General features: G+C 66.9%; 24 protein-coding genes. 10 read left to right on the plus strand and 14 right to left on the minus strand.

Annotation, left to right across the window (positions count from 1 at the left end; translation table 11 throughout):
• Window positions 1-78 precede the first annotated feature (78 nt).
• From ACEN9K_RS17785 to ACEN9K_RS17800, 4 genes are all read right to left on the minus strand, one after another.
• On the minus strand, window positions 79-1278 hold the full coding sequence (locus tag ACEN9K_RS17785; RefSeq protein WP_056392711.1) for a fumarylacetoacetate hydrolase family protein: 1200 nt from the start codon (window positions 1276-1278) through the stop codon (window positions 79-81).
• Window positions 1275-2804, minus strand: coding sequence for an aldehyde dehydrogenase (NADP(+)) (locus ACEN9K_RS17790; RefSeq protein ID WP_223992597.1), 1530 nt, complete (start codon window positions 2802-2804; stop codon window positions 1275-1277). Before ACEN9K_RS17790 ends, ACEN9K_RS17785 begins: the two co-directional genes overlap by 4 nt.
• Entirely contained in the window at window positions 2801-4150 is a 1350-nt protein-coding gene (locus tag ACEN9K_RS17795) for an L-fuconate dehydratase (protein ID WP_056392707.1), read from the minus strand. Before ACEN9K_RS17795 ends, ACEN9K_RS17790 begins: the two co-directional genes overlap by 4 nt.
• 172 nt (window positions 4151-4322) lie before the next feature.
• Window positions 4323-5048 (minus strand): GntR family transcriptional regulator, encoded by a 726-nt coding sequence (locus ACEN9K_RS17800; RefSeq protein ID WP_043424825.1) that lies wholly within the window; start codon window positions 5046-5048, stop codon window positions 4323-4325.
• A gap of 269 nt (window positions 5049-5317) precedes the next feature.
• On the opposite strand from ACEN9K_RS17800, the gene ACEN9K_RS17805 reads away from it, so the two are divergent.
• Window positions 5318-6649 (plus strand): MFS transporter, encoded by a 1332-nt coding sequence (locus tag ACEN9K_RS17805; protein ID WP_018768852.1) that lies wholly within the window; start codon window positions 5318-5320, stop codon window positions 6647-6649.
• A 78-nt stretch (window positions 6650-6727) separates the two neighbouring features.
• Here the strand turns inward: ACEN9K_RS17805 and pta are convergent, their stop codons facing one another.
• Window positions 6728-8854, minus strand: coding sequence for a phosphate acetyltransferase (gene pta, locus ACEN9K_RS17810; protein ID WP_495634778.1), 2127 nt, complete (start codon window positions 8852-8854; stop codon window positions 6728-6730).
• 188 nt (window positions 8855-9042) lie between these two features.
• Here pta and ACEN9K_RS17815 point away from each other — a divergent pair, with 188 nt between their 5' ends.
• The 5 genes from ACEN9K_RS17815 to ACEN9K_RS17835 all read left to right on the plus strand — a co-directional run bounded on the left by ACEN9K_RS17815 (window position 9043) and on the right by ACEN9K_RS17835 (window position 13150).
• Window positions 9043-9513, plus strand: coding sequence for a hotdog fold thioesterase (locus ACEN9K_RS17815; RefSeq protein ID WP_018768854.1), 471 nt, complete (start codon window positions 9043-9045; stop codon window positions 9511-9513).
• A gap of 6 nt (window positions 9514-9519) precedes the next feature.
• On the plus strand, window positions 9520-10872 hold the full coding sequence (gene paaK, locus ACEN9K_RS17820; protein ID WP_134164093.1) for a phenylacetate--CoA ligase PaaK: 1353 nt from the start codon (window positions 9520-9522) through the stop codon (window positions 10870-10872).
• 115 nt (window positions 10873-10987) lie between these two features.
• Window positions 10988-11593, plus strand: a complete 606-nt coding sequence (locus ACEN9K_RS17825) for a TetR/AcrR family transcriptional regulator (RefSeq protein WP_134164094.1) — start codon at window positions 10988-10990, stop codon at window positions 11591-11593.
• 101 nt (window positions 11594-11694) lie between these two features.
• Entirely contained in the window at window positions 11695-12831 is a 1137-nt protein-coding gene (locus ACEN9K_RS17830) for a S1C family serine protease (protein WP_495634779.1), read from the plus strand.
• 13 nt (window positions 12832-12844) lie between these two features.
• Window positions 12845-13150, plus strand: a complete 306-nt coding sequence (locus ACEN9K_RS17835; RefSeq protein ID WP_018768858.1) for a hypothetical protein — start codon at window positions 12845-12847, stop codon at window positions 13148-13150.
• 108 nt (window positions 13151-13258) lie between these two features.
• Here the strand turns inward: ACEN9K_RS17835 and ACEN9K_RS17840 are convergent, their stop codons facing one another.
• Together ACEN9K_RS17840 and paaZ are read right to left on the minus strand one after the other, a co-directional pair.
• Complete coding sequence (locus ACEN9K_RS17840; protein ID WP_495634780.1) at window positions 13259-13666, minus strand: VOC family protein; 408 nt, start codon at window positions 13664-13666, stop codon at window positions 13259-13261.
• 198 nt (window positions 13667-13864) lie between these two features.
• Window positions 13865-15976: a phenylacetic acid degradation bifunctional protein PaaZ gene (paaZ, locus tag ACEN9K_RS17845; RefSeq protein WP_495634781.1), complete on the minus strand. Its 2112-nt coding sequence runs from the start codon at window positions 15974-15976 to the stop codon at window positions 13865-13867.
• A gap of 144 nt (window positions 15977-16120) precedes the next feature.
• On the opposite strand from paaZ, the gene ACEN9K_RS17850 reads away from it, so the two are divergent.
• Both ACEN9K_RS17850 and ACEN9K_RS17855 read left to right on the plus strand, forming a co-directional pair.
• Complete coding sequence (locus ACEN9K_RS17850) at window positions 16121-16564, plus strand: PaaI family thioesterase (protein ID WP_051081334.1); 444 nt, start codon at window positions 16121-16123, stop codon at window positions 16562-16564.
• Window positions 16565-16668: 104 nt separating this feature from the next.
• A complete protein-coding gene (locus ACEN9K_RS17855) occupies window positions 16669-17376 on the plus strand; it encodes a DUF4397 domain-containing protein (RefSeq protein ID WP_495634782.1) in 708 nt (235 codons plus the stop codon).
• A 69-nt stretch (window positions 17377-17445) separates the two neighbouring features.
• Here the strand turns inward: ACEN9K_RS17855 and ACEN9K_RS17860 are convergent, their stop codons facing one another.
• Entirely contained in the window at window positions 17446-19584 is a 2139-nt protein-coding gene (locus ACEN9K_RS17860; RefSeq protein WP_144601103.1) for a S1 family peptidase, read from the minus strand.
• 90 nt (window positions 19585-19674) lie between these two features.
• Window positions 19675-20400, minus strand: a complete 726-nt coding sequence (locus ACEN9K_RS17865) for a tyrosine-protein phosphatase (RefSeq protein WP_495634783.1) — start codon at window positions 20398-20400, stop codon at window positions 19675-19677.
• A gap of 204 nt (window positions 20401-20604) precedes the next feature.
• Here ACEN9K_RS17865 and ACEN9K_RS17870 point away from each other — a divergent pair, with 204 nt between their 5' ends.
• A complete protein-coding gene (locus ACEN9K_RS17870; protein ID WP_018768865.1) occupies window positions 20605-21447 on the plus strand; it encodes an SGNH/GDSL hydrolase family protein in 843 nt (280 codons plus the stop codon).
• Window positions 21448-21457: 10 nt separating this feature from the next.
• On the opposite strand, the gene ACEN9K_RS17875 is transcribed toward ACEN9K_RS17870, so the two are convergent.
• The gene (locus tag ACEN9K_RS17875; protein WP_495634784.1) at window positions 21458-22066 is read right to left on the minus strand and encodes a GNAT family N-acetyltransferase; all 609 of its coding nucleotides are present in this window, start codon (window positions 22064-22066) and stop codon (window positions 21458-21460) included.
• Between the two features lie 74 nt (window positions 22067-22140).
• Between ACEN9K_RS17875 and ACEN9K_RS17880 the strand changes: the two genes are divergently transcribed.
• Window positions 22141-22374, plus strand: a complete 234-nt coding sequence (locus ACEN9K_RS17880) for a DUF6480 family protein (protein ID WP_495634785.1) — start codon at window positions 22141-22143, stop codon at window positions 22372-22374.
• Window positions 22375-22383: 9 nt separating this feature from the next.
• Here the strand turns inward: ACEN9K_RS17880 and ACEN9K_RS17885 are convergent, their stop codons facing one another.
• The 4 genes from ACEN9K_RS17885 to ACEN9K_RS17900 form a co-directional block, all read right to left on the minus strand.
• Complete coding sequence (locus ACEN9K_RS17885; protein ID WP_018768868.1) at window positions 22384-23256, minus strand: 3-hydroxyacyl-CoA dehydrogenase family protein; 873 nt, start codon at window positions 23254-23256, stop codon at window positions 22384-22386.
• A 3-nt stretch (window positions 23257-23259) separates the two neighbouring features.
• Window positions 23260-24069: an enoyl-CoA hydratase/isomerase family protein gene (locus tag ACEN9K_RS17890; protein ID WP_495634786.1), complete on the minus strand. Its 810-nt coding sequence runs from the start codon at window positions 24067-24069 to the stop codon at window positions 23260-23262.
• The gene (locus ACEN9K_RS17895; RefSeq protein WP_026265702.1) at window positions 24069-25295 is read right to left on the minus strand and encodes a thiolase family protein; all 1227 of its coding nucleotides are present in this window, start codon (window positions 25293-25295) and stop codon (window positions 24069-24071) included. The genes ACEN9K_RS17890 and ACEN9K_RS17895 overlap by 1 nt, the downstream gene beginning before the upstream one ends.
• Window positions 25296-25414: 119 nt before the next feature.
• Window positions 25415-26089, minus strand: coding sequence for a pentapeptide repeat-containing protein (locus tag ACEN9K_RS17900; RefSeq protein WP_495634787.1), 675 nt, complete (start codon window positions 26087-26089; stop codon window positions 25415-25417).
• Window positions 26090-26192 lie beyond the last annotated feature (103 nt).

Here is a 26192-nt window from a genome sequence, read left to right on the forward strand (position 1 = left end):
GGCACCAAAGCACCCCATGAACAACGTACGACGTCGGCACTCACCAAAGTGCCGGCGTCGTACGTTGTTGCACCACAGCTAGGCCCGCGCCTCCTGCTGCTGCGCGGCCAGGTATGCGAACAGCCGGCGCAGGCCGAATGACCACTCCGGCAGTTCCTCACAGGGCCCCACCCGGTTGATCAGGGCACCCAGGTGCCGGCTGCGGATGGTCACCCGGTCACCGTGTTTGTGGGTGAAGCCCTGTCCGGGCACGTCGCGGTCCTGTGTGGGCGCAAACAGGGTCCCCGTGAACAGTGCGAATCCGTCCGGGTACTGATGGTGCTTCCCGTGCGTCGCCGCCACGAGCTCCTCGAAGGGCCGGCTGATCCGGGACACGCTGTTCCGGCCCTCCAGCAGGTAGCCGTCCGGGCCTTCGACGCGCAGCAGGATCTCCTCGCCGCGCAGCGTATCCAGGGTGAATTGGCCGTCGAACAGCCGGATCAGCGGTCCCAGCGCGCTGGAGGCGTTGTTGTCCTTGGCCTTGCCCAGCAGCAGCGCGCTCCTGCCCTCAACATCACGCAGGTTCACGTCGTTGCCGAGCGTCGCACCCACCACTGTGCCGCCGGAGGTGGCGATCAGGACCAGCTCCGGCTCCGGGTTGTTCCAGGACGAGAAGGCCGGGATGCCGATGCCCGCGCCCAGGCCTACCGAGGAGAGGACCGGGGCCTTGGTGAAGACTTCCGGGTCCGGACCGATCCCCACTTCCAGGTACTGCGACCACAGGCCTTCGGAGATCAGGACGCGTTTGGCTTCGGCGGCTTCCGGCGATCCCGGCCGCAGGGCGGAAATGCTTCCACCCAGGGCGCGGCCCACCAGTTCCCGGACCCCGGCCGCGCGTCCGGCGTCGCCGGCGCAGCGCTCCTCGATGACGCGCTCGATCATGCTGTCCACGAACGTGACGCCGCAGGCCTTGATGACCTGGAGGTCCACGGGGGCCAGCAACCGGGTCCGGGTGCTGTCACCCTCCAGGGACGCCTTGACGACGCCGGCCGTGTCCCAACGCGGTTCCGCCAGGCCGGGATCTGCCAGGGCTGAGCGGACGGCGGCAGCGGGATCGGGCAGCTCCAGGAGATCCGCGACCGTTCCGGCCAGGCGGTGCAGGTCAAAGACGCTGCCCCCGCTGACGGCCACAACGCGTGGTCCCCCGCTCTCCACATCCCAGACCCGCCCGATCAGCAGGGCCTGGTCCGCGTCCTCGGGGAGTATGGCGTGGACGTCTTCCGGGCCTGTGGCGTTCATTGCTTGTCCTCCTGGGTGGCCACAACCCCGGCTGCGGCGCCGGATGGGCGCTGCCAGACGCCATCCACCCTTTGCGGAACCTGCCAGGGATTGCTGTCCTGCAGGGGTTCGGGCAGCCGGTCCGCGGGAAAGTCCTGGTATGCCACCGGCCGCAGGAACCGGCGGACCGCCGCCGTGCCCACCGACGTGGTGGCCGAGGTGGTGGCGGGGTATGGCCCTCCGTGGTGCTGGGCGTAGCTGACGGTAACTCCCGTGGGCCAGCCGTTCCACAGGACCCGGCCGCTGATGTCCGCCAGCCGGGCAGCGAGCGCGGCGACGTCGTCGTCCGCTTCCGCCTGGAGCGTGGTGGTCAGCTGCCCTTCCAGCAGCCCGGCCAGGTCCGGCAACCCGGATTCGTCGTCGTACGCGACCACCAGGCTGGCCGGCCCGAACATCTCCTGGCGGAGCAGCTCCGGATTCTTCCGGACCTCGTCGGCAGTGGTGAGCAGGACGGTGGGGGCCGGCTCCTCGGCAAAGTCGCCTTCCACCAGGACGTCCACGCCGTCGGTGTCCCGGAGCCGGCTGACGGCATCGCAGTACCCGTCGTGCAGGCGGGGGCTGAGCAGCCGGGCGGGCGTGAAACCTGCCAGGGCCTGCGCCAGTTCGCGGCGAACGTCATCGGCCTGCCCCGCGGGGACGAACAGCAGCCCGGGCTTGGTGCAGAACTGGCCCATGCCCAGGGTGAACGAGGCAGCATAGCCGGCGAGGATGTCCGCCCGCCGCGCGGCCCAGGCCCTGCCCGTGACGAAGACGGCGTTGATGCCGCCCAGTTCACCGAAGAACGGAATGGGCTCCGGGCGGGCAGCGATGCGGTCGAGCAGGGCGCGGCCGCCCGCGGTGGAGCCGGTGAAACCGATGGCTTTCACCTGGGGGTGGTCCACCAGCGCCTCGCCTGCCTGCCGCCCGGTCACCATGGAGAACAGGCCCGACGGCGCACCTGCACCTTCCAGCGCATCGATCACGGTCCGCGCGGTCCGGGCCGCAAGCCCGGCGTGGGCGTCGTGGGCTTTGTGGACGACGGCGCAGCCGGCCGCCAGGGCCGACGCGCTGTCCCCGCCCATCACGCTGAACGCAAAGGGGAAGTTGGAGGCGCCGAAGACGCCCACAACGCCGAGCGGGACGTTGTAGCGCCGAAGGTCCGGGCGCGGGCCCATGGGCCAGTTGGGGTCGGCGTGGTCGATGGTGGCGTCGAAGTGCTCCCCGAGGCGGATTTCCGCCGCGAAGAGCCGCAGCTGGAACACGGTGCGCTTCAGTTCCCCTTCCAGCCTGGCCGTCCCGAGGTGTGTTTCGGCCACGGCGGTCTGCACAAGTCCCGCAGCGTCCTGCTCCAGGCCGGCGGCAATGGCTTCAAGCCAGCCGGCGCGCCGGTGCGGGTCCGCCAAACGGGCCTGTTCGAAGGCACGGTGGGCGGCGCCGACGGCGGCGTCGAGCTCCCCTGCGGTGGTGGGTCCGGCGAGGACGGCCGTTGCGTGGGGGGCCGCGGTCATCGGCCGGCTCCTGCCGCCGCGGCCAGGGATCCGCCGGTGACGGCGGCCCGGTTGCCCACTTCCTGCCAGCCTGCGCCGTTGGGGAATTCCCAGCGGGCGCGGGAGGCGGTGAGCATCTCGGCGCCCGTGCCGGGCAGTGCCGGGGCGGCATAGCGGCCGTCGATGATCCGGACGGGTTCGGCAAAGTGCTCGTGCAGGTGGTCCACGAATTCGATCATGCGGTTTTCCTGGCTGCGGCCCACCACGGCGTAGTCGAAGAAGGAGAAGTGCTGGACCAGTTCGCACAGGCCCACTCCCCCGGCGTGCGGGCAGACGGGGACCCCGAACTTGGCTGCCAGCAGCAGGATGGCGATGTTCTCGTTGACGCCGGCCACACGGGTGGAGTCCAGCTGCAGGACGTCGATGGCGCCGGCCTGGAGGAGCTGCTTGAAGACGATCCGGCTCGCCACGGCCTCTCCGGTGGCCACCCGTACCGGGGTGACACCCTTGCGGATGTCGGCGTGGCCCAGGATGTCATCCGTGCTGGTGGGCTCTTCGATCCAGTAGGGGGTGAATTCGGCCAGCTGGTTGACCCACTCGATGGCCTCGGAGACTTCCCAGCGCTGGTTGGCGTCAATGGCGATGGGCAGGGCGCCCACCGCCTCACGGGCCAGGGCCATGCGCCTGCGGTCATCGTTGATGTCGCCGCCCACCTTGAGCTTGATCATGGAGAAGCCTTCCGCGGCCGCCTCCTTGCTCAGCCGGACCAGTTTCTCGTCGCTGTAGCCCAGCCAGCCCGGGGAGGTGGTGTAGGCGGGGAACCCGTTGTTCCGGAGCGACTCGATGCGCTGGGCTTTGCCTTCCTGGCCGGCGCGGAGGATCTCCAGGGCTTCCTCGGGGCTGAGGGCGTCGCGGATGTGGGTGAAGTCCACCACGCTGACCAGTTCCTCCGGTGTCATTTCGGCAAGGAGGAGCCACAACGGCTTGTTTTCGCGGCGGGCACGGATGTCCCACAAAGCGCTGACCAGGGCGCCGCAGGCCATCTGGGTCACGCCCTTCTCGGGTCCCAGCCAGCGGAGCTGGGAGTCGTGGACCAGGAGCCTGGACGCGCCGCCCAGGTCATAAATCAGCTCGTCGATGTCGCGGCCCACCAGCAGGCGTGCGTAGGCGTCAATCGCGGACGTGAGGATTTCATTGCCGCGGCCGCAACTGAAGATGAAGCCGTGGCCCTCATCGCCCGCGTCGGTGCGGATGACAACGTAGGCGGCGGAGTAGTCAGGGTCGACGTTGACCGCATCGGAACCGTCAAGTTCGAGGGATGTGGGGAAACGAACGTCCTGGGTCTTGATGGACGTGATGGAAGGCATGGAACTCAACTTTCGGTTTACGACTGCTGGGAGGGGAAAGATTCGATTCCTATACGAATTTCTAAAATCATATAGGACATGTGATCCAGGTCAAGACCTGCCCGGCAGGCATTCGCTTGCCCGGGCACACAAAAGCCCCGGCCCTGCAGGGCCGGGGCTGCGCCGCACTGGGCTAGCCGGTGATGATCCGCCTGCGCGGCGGGCCGCTGTCCTCCAGGGGGGCAAGTTCACCTTCGAAGGCCTGGGCAAACCTGTCGAAGGAGTTGCGGATATGGGTGGTCATGGCCGCCTCGGCCCGCTCCGGATCGCAGGCTTCGATCGCCTCACGCACGGCCGTATGCTCAGCCACCGTGATGGCGCCGTCCACATCTGCCGGGTAGAGCCGGAAGGTGTGCAGGTGGCAGTGCGTCTGGGCAAAGGCGTGCCGGACCACAGGATTTCCGGAGGCGGCCAGGATGGTGTCATGAAAGCGGGTGTCGTGCGCCACCAGATCCTGCCTCAGGTCCTTGCTGCGCTTCATGGTGCCCCGGAAGCCCGCCAGCTCCTTTTCCAGCGCGGCGGCCGGATTGGCAAGGCGGTCCACCGCCGCCGCACGCGCCGCCCAGGGCTCCACCAGGAGCCTGAACTCGAACAGCGAGCGCAGTTCCGGCAGGTCCAGGAGCGGGGTGGTGCTGTAGCCGCGGCCGGGGTTGTACACCACCAGGTTGTCGCCCTCGAGCCGCTGGAGCACCTCACGGACCGGGGTCTGCGAGACGCCAAGGCTGCGGGCCACGGCATCAATGTTGATGCGGGTGCCCGGAGCAATCCCGCCGTCCAGGATGGAGGCGCGCATGGCCGTGTAGACGTCGGGAACGGCTGCTTTGCCGCGCGGAACTTCGGATGGTTGACGTGGGGGCACGCAATTACCTCTTGAACTGGAGTGGACCGGGTTGAACCGGGGCACCCGGTTGCACGGGCGCCGGTTGGAGTGAAGCTGCTGGGGGAATCATAAGCCACCCGCCGCCGGCAGCTTCTCCGCAGGCTTTCCAAAAGCAACACTTGATCTGGATCACAAAATCTATATGATTAACCCGATTCCTATATGATTTTGGCGCTGATATCTTCCGCGTCTCCCCTCCCGCCCGTGCGCACCGCACCCGAAGCCATGTATATGTCGAAGGAGACCGCATGACTACGCTCGGAAGTAAAACAACCCTTGGCACTCCAGCCCGGCAGCCCCGCCTGATGACCCGCAAACGCTGGGTGATCATCTGGCTTGCCTTCATAGGCCTCAGCATCAACTACCTGGACCGTTCCAGCCTCAGCGTCGCACTGCCCTTCATGGGCAAGGACTTTGAACTCAGCGCCACCCAACAGGGCCTGATCTTTGCCGCCTTCTTTTGGGCCTACGACTTCTTCCAGCTCGCAGCGGGCTGGTACGTGGACAAGGTAGGCCCGCGCCGCTCGTTCTCACTGGCCGCCGTGTGGTGGTCCGTCTTCACCATGGTCACCGCCGCCGCATCCAGTTTCTGGTCCCTCTTCGCGGCGCGCTTCCTCCTCGGCGTGGGTGAAAGCCCGGCGCCCAGCACAGCCGCCAAGGTGGTGGCCACCTGGTTCCCGGTCCGCGAACGCGCCTTCGCCACCAGCATCTGGGACTCCGGCTCGCGCGTCGGGGCCGTCATCGCCCTGCCGATCGTCACCCTGATCGTCGCCTTCACCTCCTGGCACGCGGTGTTCATCATCATCGGTGTCCTTGGAATCATCTGGGCCGCCGTGTGGTGGAAGTACTACCGCGGCCCGGAGGAGCACGCCGGCGCCAACGCCGCCGAAGTCAGCTACATCCAGGACGGCGGCGCCCGCGGCGCGGCAAGCGACGACGAAAGCGCAGCCAAACTCCCCTGGCGTTCGCTCTTCAAGTACCGCACCATCCTGAGCATGATGTTCGGCTTCTTCTGCCTGAACAGCGCCATCTATTTCTTCATCACGTTCTTCCCCAGCTACCTGGTCAAGGAACGCGGCTTCGACCTCCTCAAGCTCGGCTTCTTCGGCGCCATCCCCGGCATCTGCGCCGTCCTGTTCGGCTGGCTGGGTGGCTACCTGGCCGACCGTGCCGTGCGCGCCGGGTCCCCGGTCAGCAAGGTCCGCAAAACGGCCATCGCCGGCGGCCTGGCAGGCGGCTCCGTCATCATGTTTGCCGCACTGGTCCCGGAAGCCTGGATGGCCCTTGCCCTCCTGTCCGTCGCCTACTCCAGCCTCACCGTGGCGGCAACCGGCATCTGGTCCCTGCCGGCGGACGTTGCCCCAAGTTCACGGCACGTCGGCTCCATCGGCGGCCTGCAGAACTTCGCCTCCAACCTGGCCGGCATCTTCACGCCGATCCTGATCGGCGTGCTGGTGGACCAGACCGGATCCTTCGTGGCGCCGCTGGCCGTCATCGGCGCGATCTCCCTCATTGGCGCAGCCAACTACCTGTTCGTCATTGGCAAGATCGAGCCGTTGAAGGTCAAGGCAGCCGCCTAGGCCTTCCCAGCCCCCATGCAAAAGACCGACGCCGGCACTTACCAAAGTGCCGGCGTCGTACTTTTTCTGCGTGGTGCCCTAGGAGGCCGGTGCCTCTGCGGAGACCTGCGCCTGTTCCTGCACCTGGGCTTTCGCAGCACTTTGCGCCTGGATGGCGGTGATGGCCACGGTGTTCACGATGTCCTCCACCGTGCAGCCGCGGGACAGGTCGTTGACCGGCTTCCGCAGCCCCTGCAGGACGGGGCCCACGGCAACGGCACCCGAGCTCTGCTGCACCGCCTTGTACGTGTTGTTGCCGGTGTTCAGATCCGGGAAGATGAACACCGTGGCCTGCCCCGCCACCGAGGAGCCGGGCATCTTGGACGCGGCAATGGAGGCATCCACGGCGGCGTCGTACTGGATGGGGCCCTCCACGGCGAGGTCCGGGCGGCGTCGGCGGACCAGCTCGGTGGCCTGCCGCACCTCGTCCACCGCCTCGCCCGATCCTGAGCCTCCGGTGGAGTAGGAGAGCATGGCAACCCGCGGCTCCACGCCGAACTGGGCGGCGGTCTCGGCCGAGGCCAGGGCAATGTCCGCCAGCTGCTCCACGTTGGGGTCCGGGTTCACCGCGCAGTCGCCGTAGACCAGCACGCGGTCCGGCATGAGCATCAGGAACACCGAGGACACGATCTTCACGCCCGGCCGGGTCTTCACGAACTCCAGGGCCGGCCGGATGGTGTGCGCCGTGGTGTGCGCCGCGCCGGAGACCATCCCGTCCACCACGCCCAGCTGGACCATCATGGTGCCGAAGTAGCTCACGTCCTGCATGATCTCCAGCGCCTTGGGCAGGTCCACGCCCTTGTGCGCCCGCAGTTCGGCGTACTTCTCTGCGAACGTGAGCCGAAGCTCGGAGGTGGCAGGGTCAATGACGTTGATCCCGGTGAGGTCGATGCCGTTCGCGGCGGCCAGTTCCCGGACGGCGGATTCGGGGCCCAGCAGCGTCAGGTCGCAGACATCGCGGCGGTGCAGGATTTCGGCTGCGCGCAGGATCCTGACATCGGTTCCCTCCGGCAGGACCACGTGGCGGCGCTGCGACCGGGCCCGCTCGATGAGGTCGTGCAGGAACCGCAGCGGGGTCATCCGCTCGGGCCTGGGCAGGTGCAGGCGCTCCACCAGCTCGGCTTCATCCACCCGCCGGGACCAGAGCCCCAGGGCGGAGGCCACCTTGCGCCGGTGCCCGGACCAGATCTCGCTGCGGACCTCGGAGACCCGGCGGGCGGTCTGGTAGGTGTCATCTCCGGTGGCGAACACCGGGAACGGTGCCTGCGCCAGGAGCGGGTAGATGTTGGCATCCGGGGCCAGGCCGCCGGTGAGGATGAGCGCCGACGCCACCGGGAACTCGGGTGAGAAGGAGGATGCCAGGCAGGCCACCATCACGTCCGCCCGGTCCCCCGGCACGATCACCAGGGCGCCTTCATCCAGCACGTTCAGGAAGTTGCCCACATTCATGGCGGCCACCTTGATGTCCCTGACGTCGCGTTCCATGTCCGGCGTGCCGGCGATCTGCCGCACGCCCAGCGCCATGGCCACCTCCCCGGTGGTGGGCCGGGCGATCTCCTCCAGTTCCGGCAGGATGTACACGGGCCGGCCGGAGGCACCGGGCTTCAGGGCCGCCGCAATGGCATCCAGGTCATCGGCGTTTGCCCGGTTGACCATGATGGCCAGGAGCGAGCACTTTTCCGCGGCAAGTTCCTTGCGCGCCACTTCGACGGCGGCAGCGGTCTCCGGAACGGTCCGCCCCTTGGCGCCCACAACGGCCACCACGGGCGTGGCCAGGTTGTTGGCAAGCCGGGCATTGAGGTCGAATTCGACGGCGGAGTCCTGGCCCACCAGGTCTGTGCCTTCGACGATCACCACGTCGCAGAGGCGGGCGATGTCGGCGAAGATCTCCACGCACCTGGCATCGATCTCGGCCCGGTTTCCCTCCGCGAGCAGCGTGCGGACCTCCGCGTAGGTCAGGCCGCCGCGGCACCGGTCATCGTCCAAGGCGAACCGGGACTTCATCAGCGCCACCATGGGGTCCTCGGCTGCCGAGGGGCCGTGGACCACGGGCTTGAAGAAGCCGATCCGGTCCGCGTGCCGGTGCAGGGTGTCCGCCAGGCCCAGGGCTACCAGGGACTTGCCCGAGCCGGGGGTGGTTGCGCTGACGTAGATGCCTTTGGCCATGGTCCGCCCTTTGCTGTTCTTGCTGGTGCAGGTCCTCCCATCCTTGCACTTCAAGCCCCGTGGCGCGCGCCGCCGTCGGGCATTCCACCCCGGATGCCTTCCAGCCAACGCACGCTGCCCTTGACACCGGACCCCCTCATGGGATTACCTAATGAACATTCGGTAAATAAAGCTGGAGGCAATGACGCATGGCTGAAGCAACACTTTCCGGGGCCACCCACCCCATCCTGGAAAACGACTACGCCTCCGAATGGATGGGAATCCAGGTCCTCGCCCTCAGCGACGGCCATGCAACCATCCGGATGACCCTTCGGCAGGAAATGCTCAACGGTTTCGGGATGGCCCACGGCGGAATGATCTTCGCGTTCGGGGACACCGCCTTCGCCCTCGCGTGCAACCCCATCCACCCTGCACCCGGCGAGGAAGGCACCATCACCGTGGCCTCCGGCGTCGACATCAACTTCCTCAAGCCCGCCTTCCGCGGCCAGGTGTTGACCGCCGTCGCAGACCGCCGCTCCAGTGCCGGGCGAAGCGGACTGTACGACATCCAGATCTTCGCGGCCGACGCCGCCGCGCCGGCTTCCGAAACCCAACCCAGTTCCCCGGGCGAGCTCATCGCCGAGTTCCGCGGACGCAGCCGCACCATTCCCAAGAAGTAGGAAACCATGACCCTGCATGCCCCCGAAACCCCCGCCGCTGCCGGCATCGACCCCGGCCTGGACCGCGAGGAAACCATCTCCCGCGATGAGCTCGAGGCCCTCCAGCTCAGCCGCCTGCAGCACACGGTGGCCTACGCCTACGAGCGCGTGCCGCTGTACAAGCGCAAGTTCGACGACGCCGGCATCCACCCCAACGACCTGCGTGAACTGAGCGACCTGGGCAACTTCCCGTTCACCACCAAGGACGACCTGCGCGAGGAGTACCCGTTCGGCATGTTCGCGGTACCGCAGCACGAAGTGGCCCGCGTCCACGCGAGCTCGGGCACCACGGGCCGCCCCACCGTGGTGGGCTACACCAAGCAGGACCTGGCAGACTGGGCGAAGCTCGTGGCCCGCAGCTTCCGCGCCTCCGGCATCCGCCCGGGCATGAAGGTCCACAACGCCTACGGCTACGGCCTGTTCACCGGCGGCCTGGGCGCCCACGCCGGGGCCGAAGCCCTGGGCTGCACCGTCATCCCCATCTCCGGCGGCCAGACCGAACGCCAGATCCAGCTGATCCAGGACTTCAAGCCGGACGCCATCCTGGCCACGCCCACGTACCTGCTCACCATCGCCGACGCCATGGCCCACATGGGCATCGATCCCGCCTCCACATCGCTGAAGTATGCGGTGCTGGGCGCCGAGCCGTGGACCGAGGAGATGCGGCATGAACTTGAGGTCACCATGAACCTCAAGGCATGCGACATCTACGGGCTGTCCGAGGTCATGGGCCCGGGCGTGGCCGGCGAGGCCGTGGAGACCCAGGACGGCAGCCACATCTGGGAGGACCACTTCCGCCCCGAAATCATCGACCCCTTCAACCCGGTGGCGGGCAAGGAGAACGTCCTGCGCGACGGCGAACACGGCGAGCTGGTGTTCACGTCCCTCACCAAGGAAGCGCTGCCCATCATCCGCTACCGGACCAAGGACCTCACCCGCCTGCTGCCCGGCACGGCCCGCCCAGCGCACCGCCGGATGGGCCGCATCACCGGCCGCAGCGACGACATGATCATCCTGCGCGGCGTGAACCTCTTCCCGTCCCAGATCGAGGAAATCGCCCTGCGGATCCCTGAGCTCAGCCCGCACTTCCAGCTCGAACTCACCCGCCCCGAGGGCCAGCGGATGGACCAGCTGACCGTGCGCATCGAGCGCCGCGACGCGGTGAGCATTGAACAGGGCACGACGGCGGCACGCACCTTGAAGGAGCAGATCAAGATCCACGTGGGTTCTTCGTGCACGGTGGACGTGGTGGAGCCGGGGTCGCTGGAGCGGTCCAACGGCAAGCTGCGCCGGATCTACGACCTGCGCCCGAAGGGCTAGGAGTCAGTTCTCCACGGTCGGCCGGGGCCGCTTAGACGGCCACCGGCTCCAGCGCTGCCGGACCCGGTGGCCGGGCTCCGGCCGATTACCGAACGTTCATGAGAAAATGGCGGCTATGTCTTCCACAGATGCTCCTGCAAAGCGCGGCCGGCCCGGGTATGACCAGCAGTCGGTGCTGCTGATTGCCGTCGACGTGTTCAACCGCCACGGGTACGATGCCACCTCCATGGGCATCCTGGCCGAGAACCTGGGCATCTCCAAGTCTGCGATCTACCACCACGTACCGTCCAAGGGCGACCTCCTCAAGCTTGCCCTGGACCACGCCCTGGGCGGCCTCGAGGCCATCCTGGAGCAGCCCCAGGCTACCTCCGGGGCAGCCGACGCGCGGCTGGAGTTTGTGCTGCGGCAGACCGTGGCGGTGCTGGTGGACCGCCTGCCCTTCGTCACGCTGCTCCTGCGTCTTCGCGGGAATACGGACATCGAACGGGATGCGCTGGAACGCCGGCGCACCTTCGACCACAAGGTGGCGGCCCTGATCTCCGCCGCGCGCGACGAAGGCTCGCTCCGCCAGGACATCGACCCGCGGACCGTCTCACGGCTCCTGTTCGGCATGATCAACTCCATAGTCGAGTGGTACAAGCCCGGCGGCTCCCTGTCCCCGCAGCGGCTGGCTGACGACGTCATCACCATGGCGTTCGACGGCCTGCATGCTGACGCATAGGCGGCAGCCGGGCCGGCCCAGGCATCAATAATAAGTGTGCTTGGTATTTTCCTGCTCCCCGGCTACGGTGGTAGAAAACCAGCATCCGCAGGGAGGTACCGATGGGCCAGGCCACAGATCCACGGCGTTCACGGCGCCCCCGGACAGTGCTTGCCGGCGGCGCCCTGGCGGCCGCCTTGGCACTCAGCGGCTGCACCGGTACGCCAAGCCCCCCGGCCCCCAGCGGCACCTCCCCAAGCCAGGCGTCGCCGTCGGCCTCCGCCAACTCCACGCCCGCTCCCTCCACCTCCGGTTCGGCCGGGACGGAAGGCGGCAACTCCGGGACAGCGGCCGGAAACCTGCCGCAACTCGTGGAAAACCTGTCGCCGTCGGTTGTCACCATCTTCACGGAGGGCGGCCTGGGCAGCGGGGTGGTGTACTCGGCCGACGGCCTGATCCTGACCAACGAGCACGTGATCCGCGGCGCCGCCAAGGTTGAGGTGGGGTTCGCGGACGGTCAGCGGGTGGAAGGAACGGTGAAGGCCAGCGACGCGGTGACGGACCTTGCGCTGGTGCAGGCCAAACGCACCGGCCTGCCGAAGCCCACCTATCAAAGCAACCTGCCCAAGGTGGGCGAAGGCGCCCTGGTCCTGGGCTCACCCCTCGGCTTTGAAAACACGGCCACCGCCGGCATCATCTCCGGACTCCACCGCTCCATCCCCGGCTCCGCGTCCAACAGCCTCTCCCTGGTGGACCTCATCCAGACGGACGCGCCCATCAGCCCCGGCAACTCCGGCGGCGCCGTGATCAACATGCGCGGCGAGGTGATCGGGATCAGCGAGGCCTACATCCCGCCGTCAGCCGGCGCGGTGTCACTGGGCTTCGCGATTCCCGCCGCCACCGCCGTGGACGTCGCCGAAGAACTGCTGGCCAACGGCACCGCAAAACACGCCTACCTGGGGCTGACGCCAGGCGAGCTGACGGCGCAGATTGCGGACCAGCTGGGAATCCAGGAAGGGGCCGGCGTCGTGGTGCTCGCTGCCGACGGTGACGGTCCTGCCGGGCGCGCGGGGATCCGGCCGGGCGACGTCCTGCAGTCCATGGAGGGCGTGGAGCTGACCACCCCGGAGAAGCTCCTGGCGGAACTGCGCAAGCGCAACCCAGGGGACACCGTAGGCTTCAAGGTCAAGCGCGGCGATCAAAGTTTGGATATCAGGGTGGACCTGAGCGACCGGCCTGCCAGCACAACCACCCGATAGGAAGGAAAAGAATATGAGCCACCCCAAGGAAGAGCCCGACGCAGGATTCATCATCCCGGACCCCTCAAAAATGCGCGAGGACGTTCCCGGCGACGCCGGCGACGAGGCCAACGTGATCCGCTTCAGCGAGGAGCAGGCCCTGATCGAGGAACAGTCGCACGGCGTCCGCCCGGACACCTACAGCATTCCCTCCGGCGGCCCCACCATGGACGAGGCCCGCGGCAACATGGACCTCTCCGACCGCAGCGAGGACGGCCACGGCACCGGCCGCGAGGATGACAGCAGCGACGACAGCCTGCACGGCGGCGCCGAAAGCTGACGCGGGCGAACCAAGACAAGCAGCAGGGGTGCCCCGATCCGACCGGGACACCTCTGCTGCTTCAGTTTGGGCTTGCCTGCAGCTGCCGCGCCTGGACCTGGTACTCGCCTAGACCTGGTACTCGAGGGCGCTGCCGAGGTTCTGGTGGACGCACAGGATGTTGTGCTCCGTGTCTATAAACCAGGCGCACTTCTCCGAGTCCGTGGTGCAAATGTGGTTCTCCGTCCGCAGCGTAGGCAGGTCATAGTCCTGGAACACCACACCCTTGGCTTCCATGTCCCTGACAGTTGCCTCGATGTCCGGGACCTCAAAGCTCAGCGCAGTGTGATCGGAGTGCTTGCCGTCCGCGACCGGCATCAGCTGCAGCAGGGGGCCGCCGTCGGTGCCGAGTAATTCGCTTCCGTCGTCCGCCTTGCCGCGGTGCGGGAGCCCGAGCTTTTCTGTGTAGAAACTGCGGGCGCGGGCTGCATCATCGACGGGCAGGATGGTTGTGGCTGTGCTCAGTTTAAGGTTCATGTGGGCCACCTCCTACGGGAAGAATCTTACGCCCGGGATGCCGGAAAAGACCCTCCCCAACGCCCCACCACCTCCCGCACCAAAACCCAAAACGCCCCACCACCTCCCGCACCAAAACCCAAAACGCCCCACCACCTCCTGACGGAAGGTGATGGGGCGTCGGGGAAAAACCCGCAGCAGGTGATGGGGCGTTGGAGGCTACTTCTCCACGAGGGTGAGGACGTCGTAAGTGGCCACGATCTCGTCGTTCTGGTTGGTGAGCACGGCGTCCCAGGCCACCTCGCCGTATTCGTCCGTTTCGCGGGGAGTGATCTTCTTGGCGGTCAGGGTCACCCGGATCGAATCACCTGCGGCCACGGGGGTGGTGAAGCGGCAGTTTTCCAGCCCGTAGTTGGCCAGGACCGGGCCCGGGGCGGGCTCGACGAACAGTCCGGCGCCCCAGGCGAGGAGCAGGTAGCCGTGGGCCACGATGCCCGGGAAGAACGGGTTGGCTTCGGCGGCTTCCTGGTTGGTGTGGGCGTAGAACGTGTCGCCCGTGGAGTTGGCGAAAGCAGTGATGTCCTCGAGGGTGACCTGCCGCAGGTCCGAGCGGACGGCATCACCGATCCGCAGCGTCTCCAGGGACTTCCGGAACGGGTGCGTCCCCTCGGTTTCCACCGTGAAGTTGCGGTCCGCGCCCGTGTGCCACACACCGGTGACGGCGGTGAGCATGTTGGGCGAACCCTGGATGGCGGCGCGCTGCATGTGGTGCATCACCGAGCGGATGCCGCCCAGTTCCTCGCCGCCGCCGGCGCGGCCGGGACCGCCGTGCACCAGGTGCGGCACGGGCGAACCGTGCCCGGTGGAGCTGCGGGCGTCCTCGCGGTTGAGCATCAGGACACGTCCGTGGTGCGCTGCGATTCCCGTGACCAGTTCCCGAGCCACGTCAGGATCATTGGTGCACACCGAGGCGACAAGCGAGCCGCTGCCGCGGGCGGCCAGGCGGACGGCGTCGGCAATGTCCTTGTACCCGATCACGGACGAAACGGGACCGAAGGCCTCCAGAGAGTGGACTTCCTCCGCTTCCGGGTCCTGCCAGTTCAACAGGACGGGCGCCATGAATGCCCCGCCCTCCACCACACCGGTGGTTCCGTCTGCTGAGGTGACCGACGGCGAATCCAGCGTTCCGTACGCAAGCTCACCGCCGGCGTCGAGCATGGACTGCACGGCCGCGCGCACATCGTTCAGCTGCTCCACGGAGGCGAGGGCGCCCATGGTAACGCCGTCAGCGCGTGGGTCACCGAGGACGACGCGCTCGGCGATGCGCTTGCCGATGGCGGCGGAGACGGCCGGAACGAGTTCCTGCGGCACGATGGCACGCCGGATGGCCGTGCACTTCTGCCCGGCCTTGGCCGTCATCTCGGTGACCACGGACTTGACGAAGGCGTCGAATTCCGGTGTGCCCTCCACCGCGTCGGGGCCAAGGATGGCGGCATTGAGGGAGTCGGTTTCCGAGGTGAAGCGGACGCCGCCCTGGACCACGTTGGGGTGGGACTTCAGGGACAGTGCGGTGGACGCGGAGCCGGTGAAGGCCACCAGGTCGCGGTAGTCCAGGGCGTCCAGCAGCCCGCGGACCGAACCGGAGACCAGCTGCAGCGAGCCCTTGGGCAGGATGTTCGACTCGACGATGGCCTTGACCACGGCGGCGGCCACGTAGCCGGTAGGCGTGGCGGGCTTGACGATGGTGGGCACGCCGGCGATGAAGGCGGGCGCGAACTTCTCCAGCATGCCCCAGACCGGGAAGTTGAACGCGTTGATCTGCACGGCCACGCCGGGGATCCGGGTGTAGATGTGCTCGCCCGCGAAGGACCCGTCCTTGGACAGCACCTCCATGGGCCCGTCCACCACCACCTGGGAATTGGGGAGCTCGCGCCGGCCCTTGGACCCGAACGTGAAGAGGACGCCGATGCCGCCGTCGATGTCGATCATGGAGTCCACCTTGGTGGCACCGGTCTGGGCCGAGAAGGTGTAGAAGTGTTCGCGCCGGGCGTGCAGGTACTGCGCCAGCTCCTTGAGCTTGAGCGCCCGCTGGTGGAAGGTCAGCTTGCCCAGTTCGGCCTGGCCGGTGGTGCGGCCGTAGTCCACGACGGCGGCCAGGTCCAGACCCTCCGTGCTCACCTTCGCCAGGATCTCCCCGGTGCTCGCATCACGGACGGGGACTGCCGAAGCCGACGACCCGGCGTCGGGCGTCCACCATGCATCCATGATGAAGCTGGGCACTGTCTCCACGGTGTCGACCGTGGCCTGGGGAGCTGTGGCGGTGGTGGTCATCGTTGACGGTCCTTCCAACAAGGGGGCAGGCAAACAGGACGGGTCATTACTGACCGTCCGTTCGGTAATATATTCACCATACATGAAGTGCCGTGCTGCACACTAGAAGGCCGGGACTGAATTCGGCCACCCAAAGGAGAACGTATGAGCGCCCCAACCCCCATGGATGCTGCCGGGAACCAGCCCGATGCGCACGAGCTGTGGAAGATCACGCTCGGCGAGCTGGACGAAAAGATGGGCGTGAAGATCCTGGAGGAGTCCGTTGAACGCGTGGTGGCCACCATGCCGGTGGAGGGCAACAGGCAATCCTTCGGACTGCTGCACGGCGGCGCCTCCCTTGCCGTGGGCGAGGCCGTGGGATCCTGGGCTGCCGTCATCCACGCCAGCACCATGGGCAAGACGGCGGTGGGCGTGGACGTTTCCGCCACACACCACCGCTCCGCACGCGAAGGCCAGATCACCATCACCGCCACCCCCATCCACCTGGGCGGCACCCTGGCCACGCACGAGGTGCTGATCACCAACGAGGCGGGCCAGCGGCTGTGCACCCTGCGCATCACCAACCTGCTGATGAAAAGAAAAAGCTGACTTAAAAAAGATGCCGGGCCGTGCATCCAGGGACGGTGTTGCGGCGGTAGTAAGCGCGTAAGCATCCTCTGCCCGGCTACCGGGCTTCCCTCAAGGAGTTCGACATGCGCAAAATGACCTACGCCGCTGGAGCGCTTTCCCTTGCCGCTTCGCTGGCCTTCGCCGCCCCCGCCCAGGCAGGCGGCCGGCACCACCATGACGATCCCGCCCTGCTGTCCGTCCTGCACGGGGTTCCCGGCCTGACCGTCGACGTGTGGGTGAACGGCGAGCTCACCCTCGATGACTTCACACCAGGGACCCTGGCCGGCCCGCTGGAATTGGCTGCCGGTGACTACCGGATCGCCATCACGGCATCGGATGCCACCAGTGCGGAGAACCCGGTGATCGGGCCGGTCGACGTGGAACTCGACGAGGGCCGCAACTACACTGCCGTGGCGCACCTCAGCGCTGATGGGGCACCCACCGCATCGCTGTTCACGAACGACACCAAGGCGCCCCGCAACGACAAGAAGGGCAAGCTGACGGTCCGGCACGTGGCCGCAGCCCCCGCCGTGGATGTGCTGGCCGGCGGATCGGCAGTGATCGAGGACCTCCGCAACCCGGACGAGGCCACCCTGAAGCTGAAGGCCGGGACCATTTCAGCAGCGGTAGCCGCGGCCGGAACAACCGATCCCGTGATCGGCCCAGCGGACATCAACGTCGAAGCCGGGAAGAACACCATCGTCTACGCGTGGGGAAGCCTGGCCGACAACACCTTGAAACTGGCCGTCCAGGTGGTTGGCGGCAAGGAGAAGTGCGACGAGCACGACTAACCACGCAGTTACCATCCACAGCGCTATGGCTGCGGGCAGGCCCCCTGGCGGGGCCCTGCCCGGGTCCGGTTACCGTGATGCACGCCTGTTCCGCCGGCGGACAAGGACCATGAGCAGGATTCCGACGGCGAGGGCTCCCGCCGCCCAGGCCGCTGCGGTAATCAATCCGGACGCTCCGGTGTTGGCCAGGCCGCCGGCGCCACGATCATCGTGTCCACCGGTGTTGGCAAGGTCCGCAGGTGGTGCGCTGGGAGTCGGGCTGGCCGCCGGCGGAGGTACGACGGCGGGAGTTACAGTCGGCAGGGCAGGCGACGGGTCGGCGGGGGCAGGGGCGATGGGAGCAGGCGTGGTTGGAGCAGGGGCAGGGCTGCTTGGCGCTGGATTGCTCGCTGTCGGCGCAGTCGGCGTCGGGCTTGGCGTTGGAGTCGGCGGTCCCGTTGTGGCGGCCGCGAACTCGAAACTGCTGACCCCGGACCGGCTGAACCCATTGACCGTCTCAGCGGTGAACCGTAGCGTGTCCGCACCCTGCGGAGCCGTGAAACTCCACTTTCCGGCCGCGTCCACGGGCACGTCGAACGGGTCCTTCCCTTGGATTGTGATCCTGACGCTGGACCCGGCAGCGACGGCCGAAGCGGGCGCGGCAGGAACCTGGCCGGAAAGGACCTGGCCGGGCTTGTAGGTTTCGCCGGGCGCTGGTGCCGTGATGGCAGGCTTGTTGAGGAACACTTCCAGCTGGTAGCCGGGCAGCACAGCCAGGCTGTCCCGCAGGGTTGCTGCGACAGCAAAATTCTGCACCACATTGCCATTCGCATCCGGCGTATCCCCCGCGGAGTGGGTGCCCAGGGCGTAGTTCCCACTGAGGTATGGTCCGCCGGAGTCGCCGCCGCTGGACTGTACTCCGTAGGACAGAAATCCATCAAAGGCCCGGATGTCGTTGGCGTTCTTCTTATAGTCAGGTCCTGGCACCAGGAAGATCCCCACTGCGTCGACGGTTCCGCAGGACCAGCCTGAGGATCTGCCGGACCGGCAAACAGGCATCCCAACCACCGGGTCCGCCGAACCAATGATCTTCACGTCCGGCCCGGGCGCTGAAGGGTCGCCCCAGGTACTGGCAGCAGGAAGCGGATCGATGTCCTGTCTTAGTGACTGGATGACAGATATGTCCGTGCCGACATTCCCGGGGTCTGTGATGGCGGTGTAATCAGGGCCTGAAGGCGTACTGGGATCAAGAACCGGTGAGTTGCCCGGGCCACCGAACTGGCTGAAGCCGAACTTTCCCAGGGGCCCGGCCGGTACCCCCTGGAATTCCAGGGTTGCTGTCTTGGCGGCACCATCCGATGCGCAGTGGCCGGCAGTCAGGACGGTGGGAAGCCCGGCGGGGTCGAATGCCGAGAAGCCTGTGGAACAGACGAAGCCGATGTCCGTCTGGTATCCAATGCCGCCGGGAACGTCCGCCTCGGGCTTCAGCGGAGTCCCGCCGTCGAGCTCCACGTTGGCGTAGCGGGACACGAACTGTTCAGGGGAAACCTTGCCGGTGCTCTTGCCGGCTGCGTCTGCCCCGGCTGCGGGGGAAACGGCGGAAAGCGCCTCCGGCGTGTTGATTCCGCCGGTTCGGATCACGAATTTTCCCCCCGCGGACATGACGGCCTGCAAACCCTGCGGGCCGACGTCGCGGAGGTATGCCTGGAACAGCTGCTCCGTGTTCACTGCCAGTTGTGCCCTGGAGCCGTCCGCAGCCGTCGAGGGTGAGGGAGCCGGCGCCGCCGTGGGCGGCTCCGCCGCGGGTGCTTCGAGCAACATGGGGAATGTATTGCCGGCAAGGGCGGCAACCGCCCTCCCAAGCGCATCGCCGGATCCGGTCACGATGATGGTGCGGCCGTCGATCCGGATTCCTGCGTAGCCCGGGACCTGGCGCAACTGAACAGCCGCGGCAGCCGCCTGCGCACCCAACTCGCCCGCGGCCTCGAACTGCTGGGGAGTCAGCTTGAGGTCCCGCTGCACCGCATCGTCCAGCGCTGCCTCTGACAGGGTGGTTGTGCCCGCGCCTGGTGTTGTACCGGAAGACGTGAACGTCCCTGCGGAGGTTCCCGGAGCCGGCGACGGGTTTTCGGAGCCGGCGGGTGCCGGGAAGGCCGCAGCGGGCCCGGCAGCGAGGCCCAAGGCCAGTGCCACGCCGGCTACCGTTCCTGTGGCAGTAATTCTTTTCATTGGGATCGCCGTTCCGCTCGTCCGCATCTGCGTTTACACGCGCTGGGATGACGGCGCGGTCGCACAGGTCACAGCAACCACACCTGTCACTCAAGTCACAAGAGTATCCTTTTGGCGTGCAAGGCCGGAAGCGGCATCCAATTCCGCAGGGCTCAATCCGTTCGCCAGCAAGTAGCTCCGGGTGTCCAGGCCGCGGACAAACGCGACCACCGCCAGCCCGCGTTGCTCCAGCAGCGGAGCCAGTTCCGATTCGGGCAGGCAGCGTTCCCGGCTGTGCGGCGGACCGTGCGTGCGGTAGCGCTCGTTGATGCCGCGGGCAGCCCGCCGGTACCCTTCGGCGATCGCGTCGTCGGAGTCCCCCGCGAGGTCCTGGACCATGGCGGCCACCAGCCCGCTGCGGTCCCGGCCTGCGGCACAATGCAGCAGGACGTTCCCCTTGGGCGCGGCCAGGGCGATGCTCCGGAAGACGCCCACCAGCTTCTCGGGGAAAAAACGGGCATTCGCGGCGTAATGCGCGGGATCATTCAGGTAGCGTCCGGTAATTGCGGTGAAGCGCGGGTCATCCGGATCCTCCGTGGGTGCCTGCACCATGTCGATCCCCGTCCACGCCTCCTCCGGCACCACCGGGTCGTTGTCCCGGCGCCGCCCCTCCGCGGTGTTACGGAGATCCACCACCGTGCGGACGCCGTCGTCGAACACCTGCTTCCATCCCGCCCCGGTCAGCCATTCACGCCGGCCCATCCGGTAGATGCCCCCGGAAACGTGCCACGCGTTGACAGCTCCGTCCCAGTCCATGGGCCTGCCACGCTCACTCATCCGCACAGCTAACCACAAGCTCCTGAATGCTGCACCACAAAAGGTCACAACAGGGAAGGGTACAAAGGCCTCCTGGCTTCCACCCGCTGGGCAATACTGTTGCGGGCACTAGCTACTTCATGTGACTGATGTTCAAAGGGGACTCCAGTGGGAAATGCTGTACTACGACGCCGACTCCCGGCTATAGCGGCCGGCCTTGCCAGCATGGCCATGGCGTTGGGCCTTGCGGCCATTCCGGCGCAGGCAGCGCCTCCCCCAATCGACTATGTCGCGCTGGGAGATTCCTATACCGCTGGCATTGGCGCCGGGCCCTATGACGAGACCAAAACCTGCATCCAGACCCCCGGCGGCTATGTGGACATTGTGGCTAAGACAGGCCGTGTGAACCTGCTCGTGAACGCCGCTTGTAGCGGTGCGGAGCTCACTGGCGGGCCAACAAGCGTGGCCGCACAGCTAAGCGACCCCAAGACGCAGGCCGCTTTGGCGGATGCCGAACTGGTGAGTATCACAGCAGGCGCGAACGATTTGGGTTTTGCACAAATAATCGGAATCTGCGCGACCTTGAGCCCGACGGATTGCAGGAATGCCGTCACTGCGGCCACTTCAGAGGCCAGCCTCGGTGCCCTCACCCTGGCGCTGGCAGACACATACAAGGCGATCCAGGCAGCCGCACCGCATGCGACGGTGGTCGTGTTGGGTTACCCGCAACTGTTCGATACAACTGACCCGGTTGTTCCACTCCCCATCCCCCTGACGAGTCAGGAGCTAATCAACCTCGGAACATTGGCCATTAACGGGGCGATTATGGATGCGGTGAACTTCGCAAATGTGAACTACGGCACGAACGCCGTTTACGTTGACGTGACTGACCGGTTCGCCGGGCACGAGGTCAATTCCGGGGATCCTTGGATCTTCTTTGCCGCTTATGTCGATTCAACCGGCACGGTTCAGCTTGATCCGCGAAGCTTCCACCCGAACAAGGCCGGACACCGGGCCTATGCCTCTGCATTACTCGCGTCGGTGAGGCTCGGCCAACTCGTGCGGTAGCCATCCCGCCCTACGTCCGCCGGGCCAGCCGGTACTCAAGCCCGGCACGGACGGCAGGCCATTCATGGTCCAGGATGGAGAACACCACGGTGTCCCGCAAGTTCCCGTCGCTGGTCCGTGAGTGGCTGCGCAGCACGCCGTCCTGCTTTGCGCCCAACCGGGCGATGGCCTCCCGCGACTGGTGGTTCAGCCAGTGGGTGCGGAACTCCACGGCCGGGCAACCGACCACCTCGAAGGCGTGCCGAAGCAGCAGGAGCTTGGAGTCCGGGTTGGTGCCGGTGCCCTGCGCGGAGGCGGCGTTCCAGGTGGAGCCGATCTCCACGCGCGGCGTGGCGGGGTCGATGTTCATGTAGGTGGTCATGCCGATGATGCGGCCCGGCCCGCCGCTGGCGGCGTCGATCATACGGGTGGTGAAGGGGAGCATTGATCCCTGCTCCTGCAGGGACAGGCGGCGCCGGATCTCTGCCGCCATGGCGTCCGGAGCCGGGACCGACGTGTACCAAAGCTTCCACAGCTCGCCGTCACTGGCCGCATCCACCAGGCCGTCGTGGTGCTCCTCCGCGAGCGGCTCCAGGATTACGTAGCGGCCGGTCAGGGTAAAGGGTTCAAGGAAAGTCACTGCACCAGCCTAGGGCCGCCGGTAGGCGGGTTACGCTTGGGGGCAGCACCACGGCGTCGAGCGAGGGAGTTACTGTGTCAGGAACCAACCCGGATCCCGAGGACGACAAGATCACCGGCCTGGAGCCGGGCGGCGGGGTTCCGCCGGGCGAAACTCCGCCGGGGGAAGCATCCACCGTCGGCCCGCATGGCCATGAGGAGCGCGGGCCCGGGAAGGGCACGCAGTTCCTGTGGATCGCCGTTATCGGCGTCGTGGTCCTGCTGAGCCTCCTGTACTTCATCGGCTACATTGTGGGCTTCTTCGACTAGGCAGCGTTTCTAGCTGGGCCAGTCGAAAAAGCCCTTGCCCGTCTTGCGTCCCAGTTCACCGCGGGCCACCTTGTCCTTGAGGATCTGCGGCGGCGCGAACCGCTCGCCCAGGGTGGAGTGCAGGTATTCGGCGATGCCCAGCCGCACATCCAGGCCCACGATGTCCGTGGTCCTGAGCGGTCCGGTGGGATGTTTGTAGCCGAGCACCATCGCGGCGTCGATGTCCTCAGCGGACGCCACGCCTTCCTCCACCATCCGCATGGCTTCGAGGGCGATGGCCACGCCAAGCCGGGATGACGCGAACCCCGGGGCATCATTGACGACGACGGCGGTCTTGCCGAGTGCCTCCACCCACGTTTTCGCCGCGGCGGCAAGTTCGGGAGACGTGCGCTCACCCAGCACCACCTCAATGAGGGTGGAGGCCGGCACGGGGTTGAAGAAGTGAAGGCCCAGGAAGTTCTCCGGCCGCTTCAGTTCACGGGCCAGGCCGTTGACGGACAGCGACGAGGTGTTGGACGCGATGCAGGCATCCTCCGTCAGCCGTTCCTCGATCCCGCGCAGCGCCGTCACCTTGAGGTCCCAGTCTTCGGGCACGGCTTCCACCACCAGCTGACGGCCGGCAAAGGAGTCGTAGTCGGTGCTGACGGTGAGCCGCGACACCAGCTCTTCGAAGTTGGCGTCCACACCGCCGCGCTCAATACTCTTCGCGGCCGCGGACTCCACCCGTTCCCGGGCGGCCTGGGCGGAGACGTCGTCGCGCTCCACCACCAGCACGTCGGCGCCCTTGATCAGGAAAGCGTGGGCAATACCGGCGCCCATGCGGCCGCCGCCCAGCACTCCCACGTAAGTGGGAAGGTTGGCGGGGACTTCAATGTTGCTCATGGTCTACTTTCCGTCGGCTGGATTGGCGGAGGCGGCGTTGGCCTTCTTGGCTGCGTTCCGGTCCAGGAACGTCTGCATCCGGTCGAACTTGGCCTGGGATTCGAACAGGATGCCCTGGGCCAGCTGGTCGATCAGCGGATGCGCCTCGGCAGGGGCGTGGAACACGGATTTGGTAATGCGGACGGCCAGCGGGTCCTGCCGCCCGATCCTGTTGGCCAGGCCGTGGGCTGCATCCAAAAGCTCCGCGGGATCGTGGATTTCGGTGATGAGGTTGGCCGCTTTGGCCTCATCGGCGCCGAGGATAAGGCCGGCCAGCAGGATCTGCTTGGCCAGCGGTTCGCCCACCAGCTCCTTCAACCGCCAGCTGGCCCCGGCCGCGGCAAGGATTCCCAGCCCGGTTTCCGGGTTGCCGATCCGCACGTTGGGGGTGCCGATCCGGAAGTCCGCAGCGTAGGCAAGCTCCGCCCCGCCGCCCAGGCAGTAACCGTCCAGTGCGGCAATGACCGGCATGGGCAGCTTGGCGATCCGGACGAAGATGGTGGAGTTGATCCCCTGCAGGGCATCGTCCCGACGCCTTTCGCGAAGCTGCGCGATGTCCGCGCCGGAGGCGAAGACACCCTCCACGCCGGCAATGATCAGCACCTTGGGGTTCTGTTCCAGCGCTGTGCAGACAACATGGAGCTCATCCACCATCTGCTGGTCAATTGCGTTCTTCACCTCGGGCCGGTTGAGCAGCACCACCACCCGGTCGTCCCGCTCCTCCACCAAAAGGGCGGTGAACTCTTCCGCCGCCAAGTCCACGCAGGCCGCCATCAGATTTTCTCCAGCAGCAGGGCGGTGCCCTGGCCGACGCCCACGCACATGGTGGCAAGGCCGATTCGGGCGTCCTCACGCTCCATCCGTCCCAGCAGGGTGATGGCAATCCGTGAGCCGCTGGAACCAAGCGGGTGCCCCAGGGCGATGGCTCCGCCGTCGCGGTTCACGATTTCCGGCTCCAGCCCCAGGCGCCGGATGCAGGCCAGGGACTGCGTGGCAAAGGCTTCATTAAGTTCGACGGCGGACAGGTCACCGACGCCCAGGCCGCTGCGCTTGAGTACTTTCTGGGTTGCGGGGACAGGACCAATGCCCATGATCTCGGGTTCACAGCCGGCAGACGCGCCGTCGATGATGCGCGCCCGGGGTGTCAGGCCCAACCGCTCGATGGCTGCCTCCGACGCCACAATGATCGCCGAGGCGCCGTCGTTGAGGGACGAGGAGTTCCCGGCCGTCACCACGGATCCGCCGTGCGCCACCGGCTTCAGCGCTGCAAGAACGTCCATGCTGGTGCCGGGGCGCGGGCCTTCGTCCGTATCCACCACCGTTTCGGATTTGCGTGTCTTGACGGTCACGGGAACGATCTCGTCCTTGAAGCGGCCGGCTTCGATGGCGTCCAGGGCAAGCTGGTGCGAGCGGACGGCGAATGCATCGGCGTCCTCGCGGGAGATGCCATCCACCCTGGCCACTTCCTCTGCCGTTTCAGGCATGGAGTAGGTCATCTTGCCGTCGCGGGACAGCCCGCCGTGCTGGAAGTGGGGGTTGGTGAACCGCCAGCCGATGGAGGTGTCAAAGATCTGGCCCGGCTTGGCGAAGGCGGCGGTGGGCTTCTCCTGCACCCAGGGTGCCCGGCTCATGGACTCAACCCCGCCGGCAATCACGATGTCCGCGGCGCCGGCCTTGATCATATGGCTGGCCTGGATGATGGCGCTCAGGCCGGAGGCACAGAGCCGGTTGACCGTTATGCCCGGGATGTGCAGCGGCAGCCCGGCAAGCAGGGTGGCCATCCGGGCCACGTTCCGGTTCTCCTCCCCCGCGCCGTTCGCGTTGCCGAGAATTACTTCGTCAATGCTCTCGGGATCCAGGCCGGCGCGTTCCACGGCCTCGCGGAGCACCAGGGCGGCGAGGTCGTCCGGACGCACGGCGGACAGCGCGCCTCCGTACCTGCCCACGGGCGTTCGGACCCCGCCAACAAGGAAAGCCTGCGGACCTGCGGTTGCAGCCATGGAAACACCCTTCACGCGATAAACAGCACTGTCATCGGCGGCCGGCACAGCGGAATCCTCCACTTACCGACCGTTCGTTCTGTAAATGGTACACGGCGATGCTGTGCATGCGCATCCAGTTACAGGACTGTCACCCCCAGGTGGGCGGCAAGGAGTGGCGCGAGGAGTCCCAGCTGGTAATCGTCAATCACCATGCCGGCCAGGCTGCCGAGTCCACTGATTTTGCGGAATTCCGCGCCCCTGAGGTCAAAGTCCTTCAGCTTGGCTCCAGCCAGGTCCAGCGATCCCACCGTGCAGTCCACAAGCTTCACGCGGGTTGCCACGGCGGCACCAAGGTCAAGTTCATTGATGATGCAGCCGGTGATCAGCACATCCGTGAGCTTGGCGCCGCGGAGGTTGAGGAAGTCCAGCTTGCCGCCGTCGATCCGGACGGACCGCCAGCCGCTTTCATAGAGCTCGGCAGAGCCCAGGCGCGGATTGCGGAACTCCACCTCCTGCCAGGTGCTCCGTGCGCCCCGGAAGACGGGCGCATACAGTTCGGCCAGGATGCAGTCGCGGAACGAGGCACCGCGCAGCTGGGTCTCGTTGAAGGACCCGGCCTCGAAGACGCACTCGGAAAAGACGGCACCGCCCAGGTCCAGGCCGTCGGCGGCGGGACGGCTGAACCGGACGTTCTCATGCCTCCCGCCACGCCGGAACTCGAGGTCCGGGCGGTCCTCAAGACCCTGCAGTTCCACCGGGGAGAGCCGGGGCGGCGCCACTTTGGCCACCCCCTTGCCTCGCACTTTATCCATGGCCCGAGCCTAACGGCCGGCACCGACAAGGAACAGCACGCCCAGGGCCAGGGGCTTGAAATAGTAAGCAAGCTTTGCATATTGTGAGAGAGCACGGTTGATC

It is taken from the genome of Pseudarthrobacter sp. Pseusp20 (assembly GCF_059492155.1).

Excerpts from the sequence above, each read along its gene's own strand:
- ACEN9K_RS17825 (WP_134164094.1), top strand. The coding sequence starts at position 10,988 with ATGTCTTCCACAGATGCTCCTGCAAAGCGCGGCCGGCCCGGGTATGAC.
- ACEN9K_RS17830 (WP_495634779.1), top strand. The coding sequence starts at position 11,695 with ATGGGCCAGGCCACAGATCCACGGCGTTCACGGCGCCCCCGGACAGTG.
- ACEN9K_RS17855 (WP_495634782.1), top strand. The coding sequence starts at position 16,669 with ATGCGCAAAATGACCTACGCCGCTGGAGCGCTTTCCCTTGCCGCTTCG.
- ACEN9K_RS17895 (WP_026265702.1), bottom strand. The coding sequence starts at position 25,295 with ATGGCTGCAACCGCAGGTCCGCAGGCTTTCCTTGTTGGCGGGGTCCGA.
- ACEN9K_RS17815 (WP_018768854.1), top strand. The coding sequence starts at position 9,043 with ATGGCTGAAGCAACACTTTCCGGGGCCACCCACCCCATCCTGGAAAAC.
- ACEN9K_RS17885 (WP_018768868.1), bottom strand. The coding sequence starts at position 23,256 with ATGAGCAACATTGAAGTCCCCGCCAACCTTCCCACTTACGTGGGAGTG.
- ACEN9K_RS17865 (WP_495634783.1), bottom strand. The coding sequence starts at position 20,400 with ATGAGTGAGCGTGGCAGGCCCATGGACTGGGACGGAGCTGTCAACGCG.
- ACEN9K_RS17805 (WP_018768852.1), top strand. The coding sequence starts at position 5,318 with ATGACTACGCTCGGAAGTAAAACAACCCTTGGCACTCCAGCCCGGCAG.
- ACEN9K_RS17795 (WP_056392707.1), bottom strand. The coding sequence starts at position 4,150 with ATGCCTTCCATCACGTCCATCAAGACCCAGGACGTTCGTTTCCCCACA.
- paaK (WP_134164093.1), top strand. The coding sequence starts at position 9,520 with ATGACCCTGCATGCCCCCGAAACCCCCGCCGCTGCCGGCATCGACCCC.
- ACEN9K_RS17785 (WP_056392711.1), bottom strand. The coding sequence starts at position 1,278 with ATGAACGCCACAGGCCCGGAAGACGTCCACGCCATACTCCCCGAGGAC.
- ACEN9K_RS17870 (WP_018768865.1), top strand. The coding sequence starts at position 20,605 with ATGGCCATGGCGTTGGGCCTTGCGGCCATTCCGGCGCAGGCAGCGCCT.
- ACEN9K_RS17850 (WP_051081334.1), top strand. The coding sequence starts at position 16,121 with ATGAGCGCCCCAACCCCCATGGATGCTGCCGGGAACCAGCCCGATGCG.
- ACEN9K_RS17890 (WP_495634786.1), bottom strand. The coding sequence starts at position 24,069 with ATGGCGGCCTGCGTGGACTTGGCGGCGGAAGAGTTCACCGCCCTTTTG.
- ACEN9K_RS17840 (WP_495634780.1), bottom strand. The coding sequence starts at position 13,666 with ATGAACCTTAAACTGAGCACAGCCACAACCATCCTGCCCGTCGATGAT.
- pta (WP_495634778.1), bottom strand. The coding sequence starts at position 8,854 with ATGGCCAAAGGCATCTACGTCAGCGCAACCACCCCCGGCTCGGGCAAG.
- paaZ (WP_495634781.1), bottom strand. The coding sequence starts at position 15,976 with ATGACCACCACCGCCACAGCTCCCCAGGCCACGGTCGACACCGTGGAG.
- ACEN9K_RS17790 (WP_223992597.1), bottom strand. The coding sequence starts at position 2,804 with ATGACCGCGGCCCCCCACGCAACGGCCGTCCTCGCCGGACCCACCACC.
- ACEN9K_RS17900 (WP_495634787.1), bottom strand. The coding sequence starts at position 26,089 with ATGGATAAAGTGCGAGGCAAGGGGGTGGCCAAAGTGGCGCCGCCCCGG.
- ACEN9K_RS17860 (WP_144601103.1), bottom strand. The coding sequence starts at position 19,584 with ATGAAAAGAATTACTGCCACAGGAACGGTAGCCGGCGTGGCACTGGCC.
- ACEN9K_RS17835 (WP_018768858.1), top strand. The coding sequence starts at position 12,845 with ATGAGCCACCCCAAGGAAGAGCCCGACGCAGGATTCATCATCCCGGAC.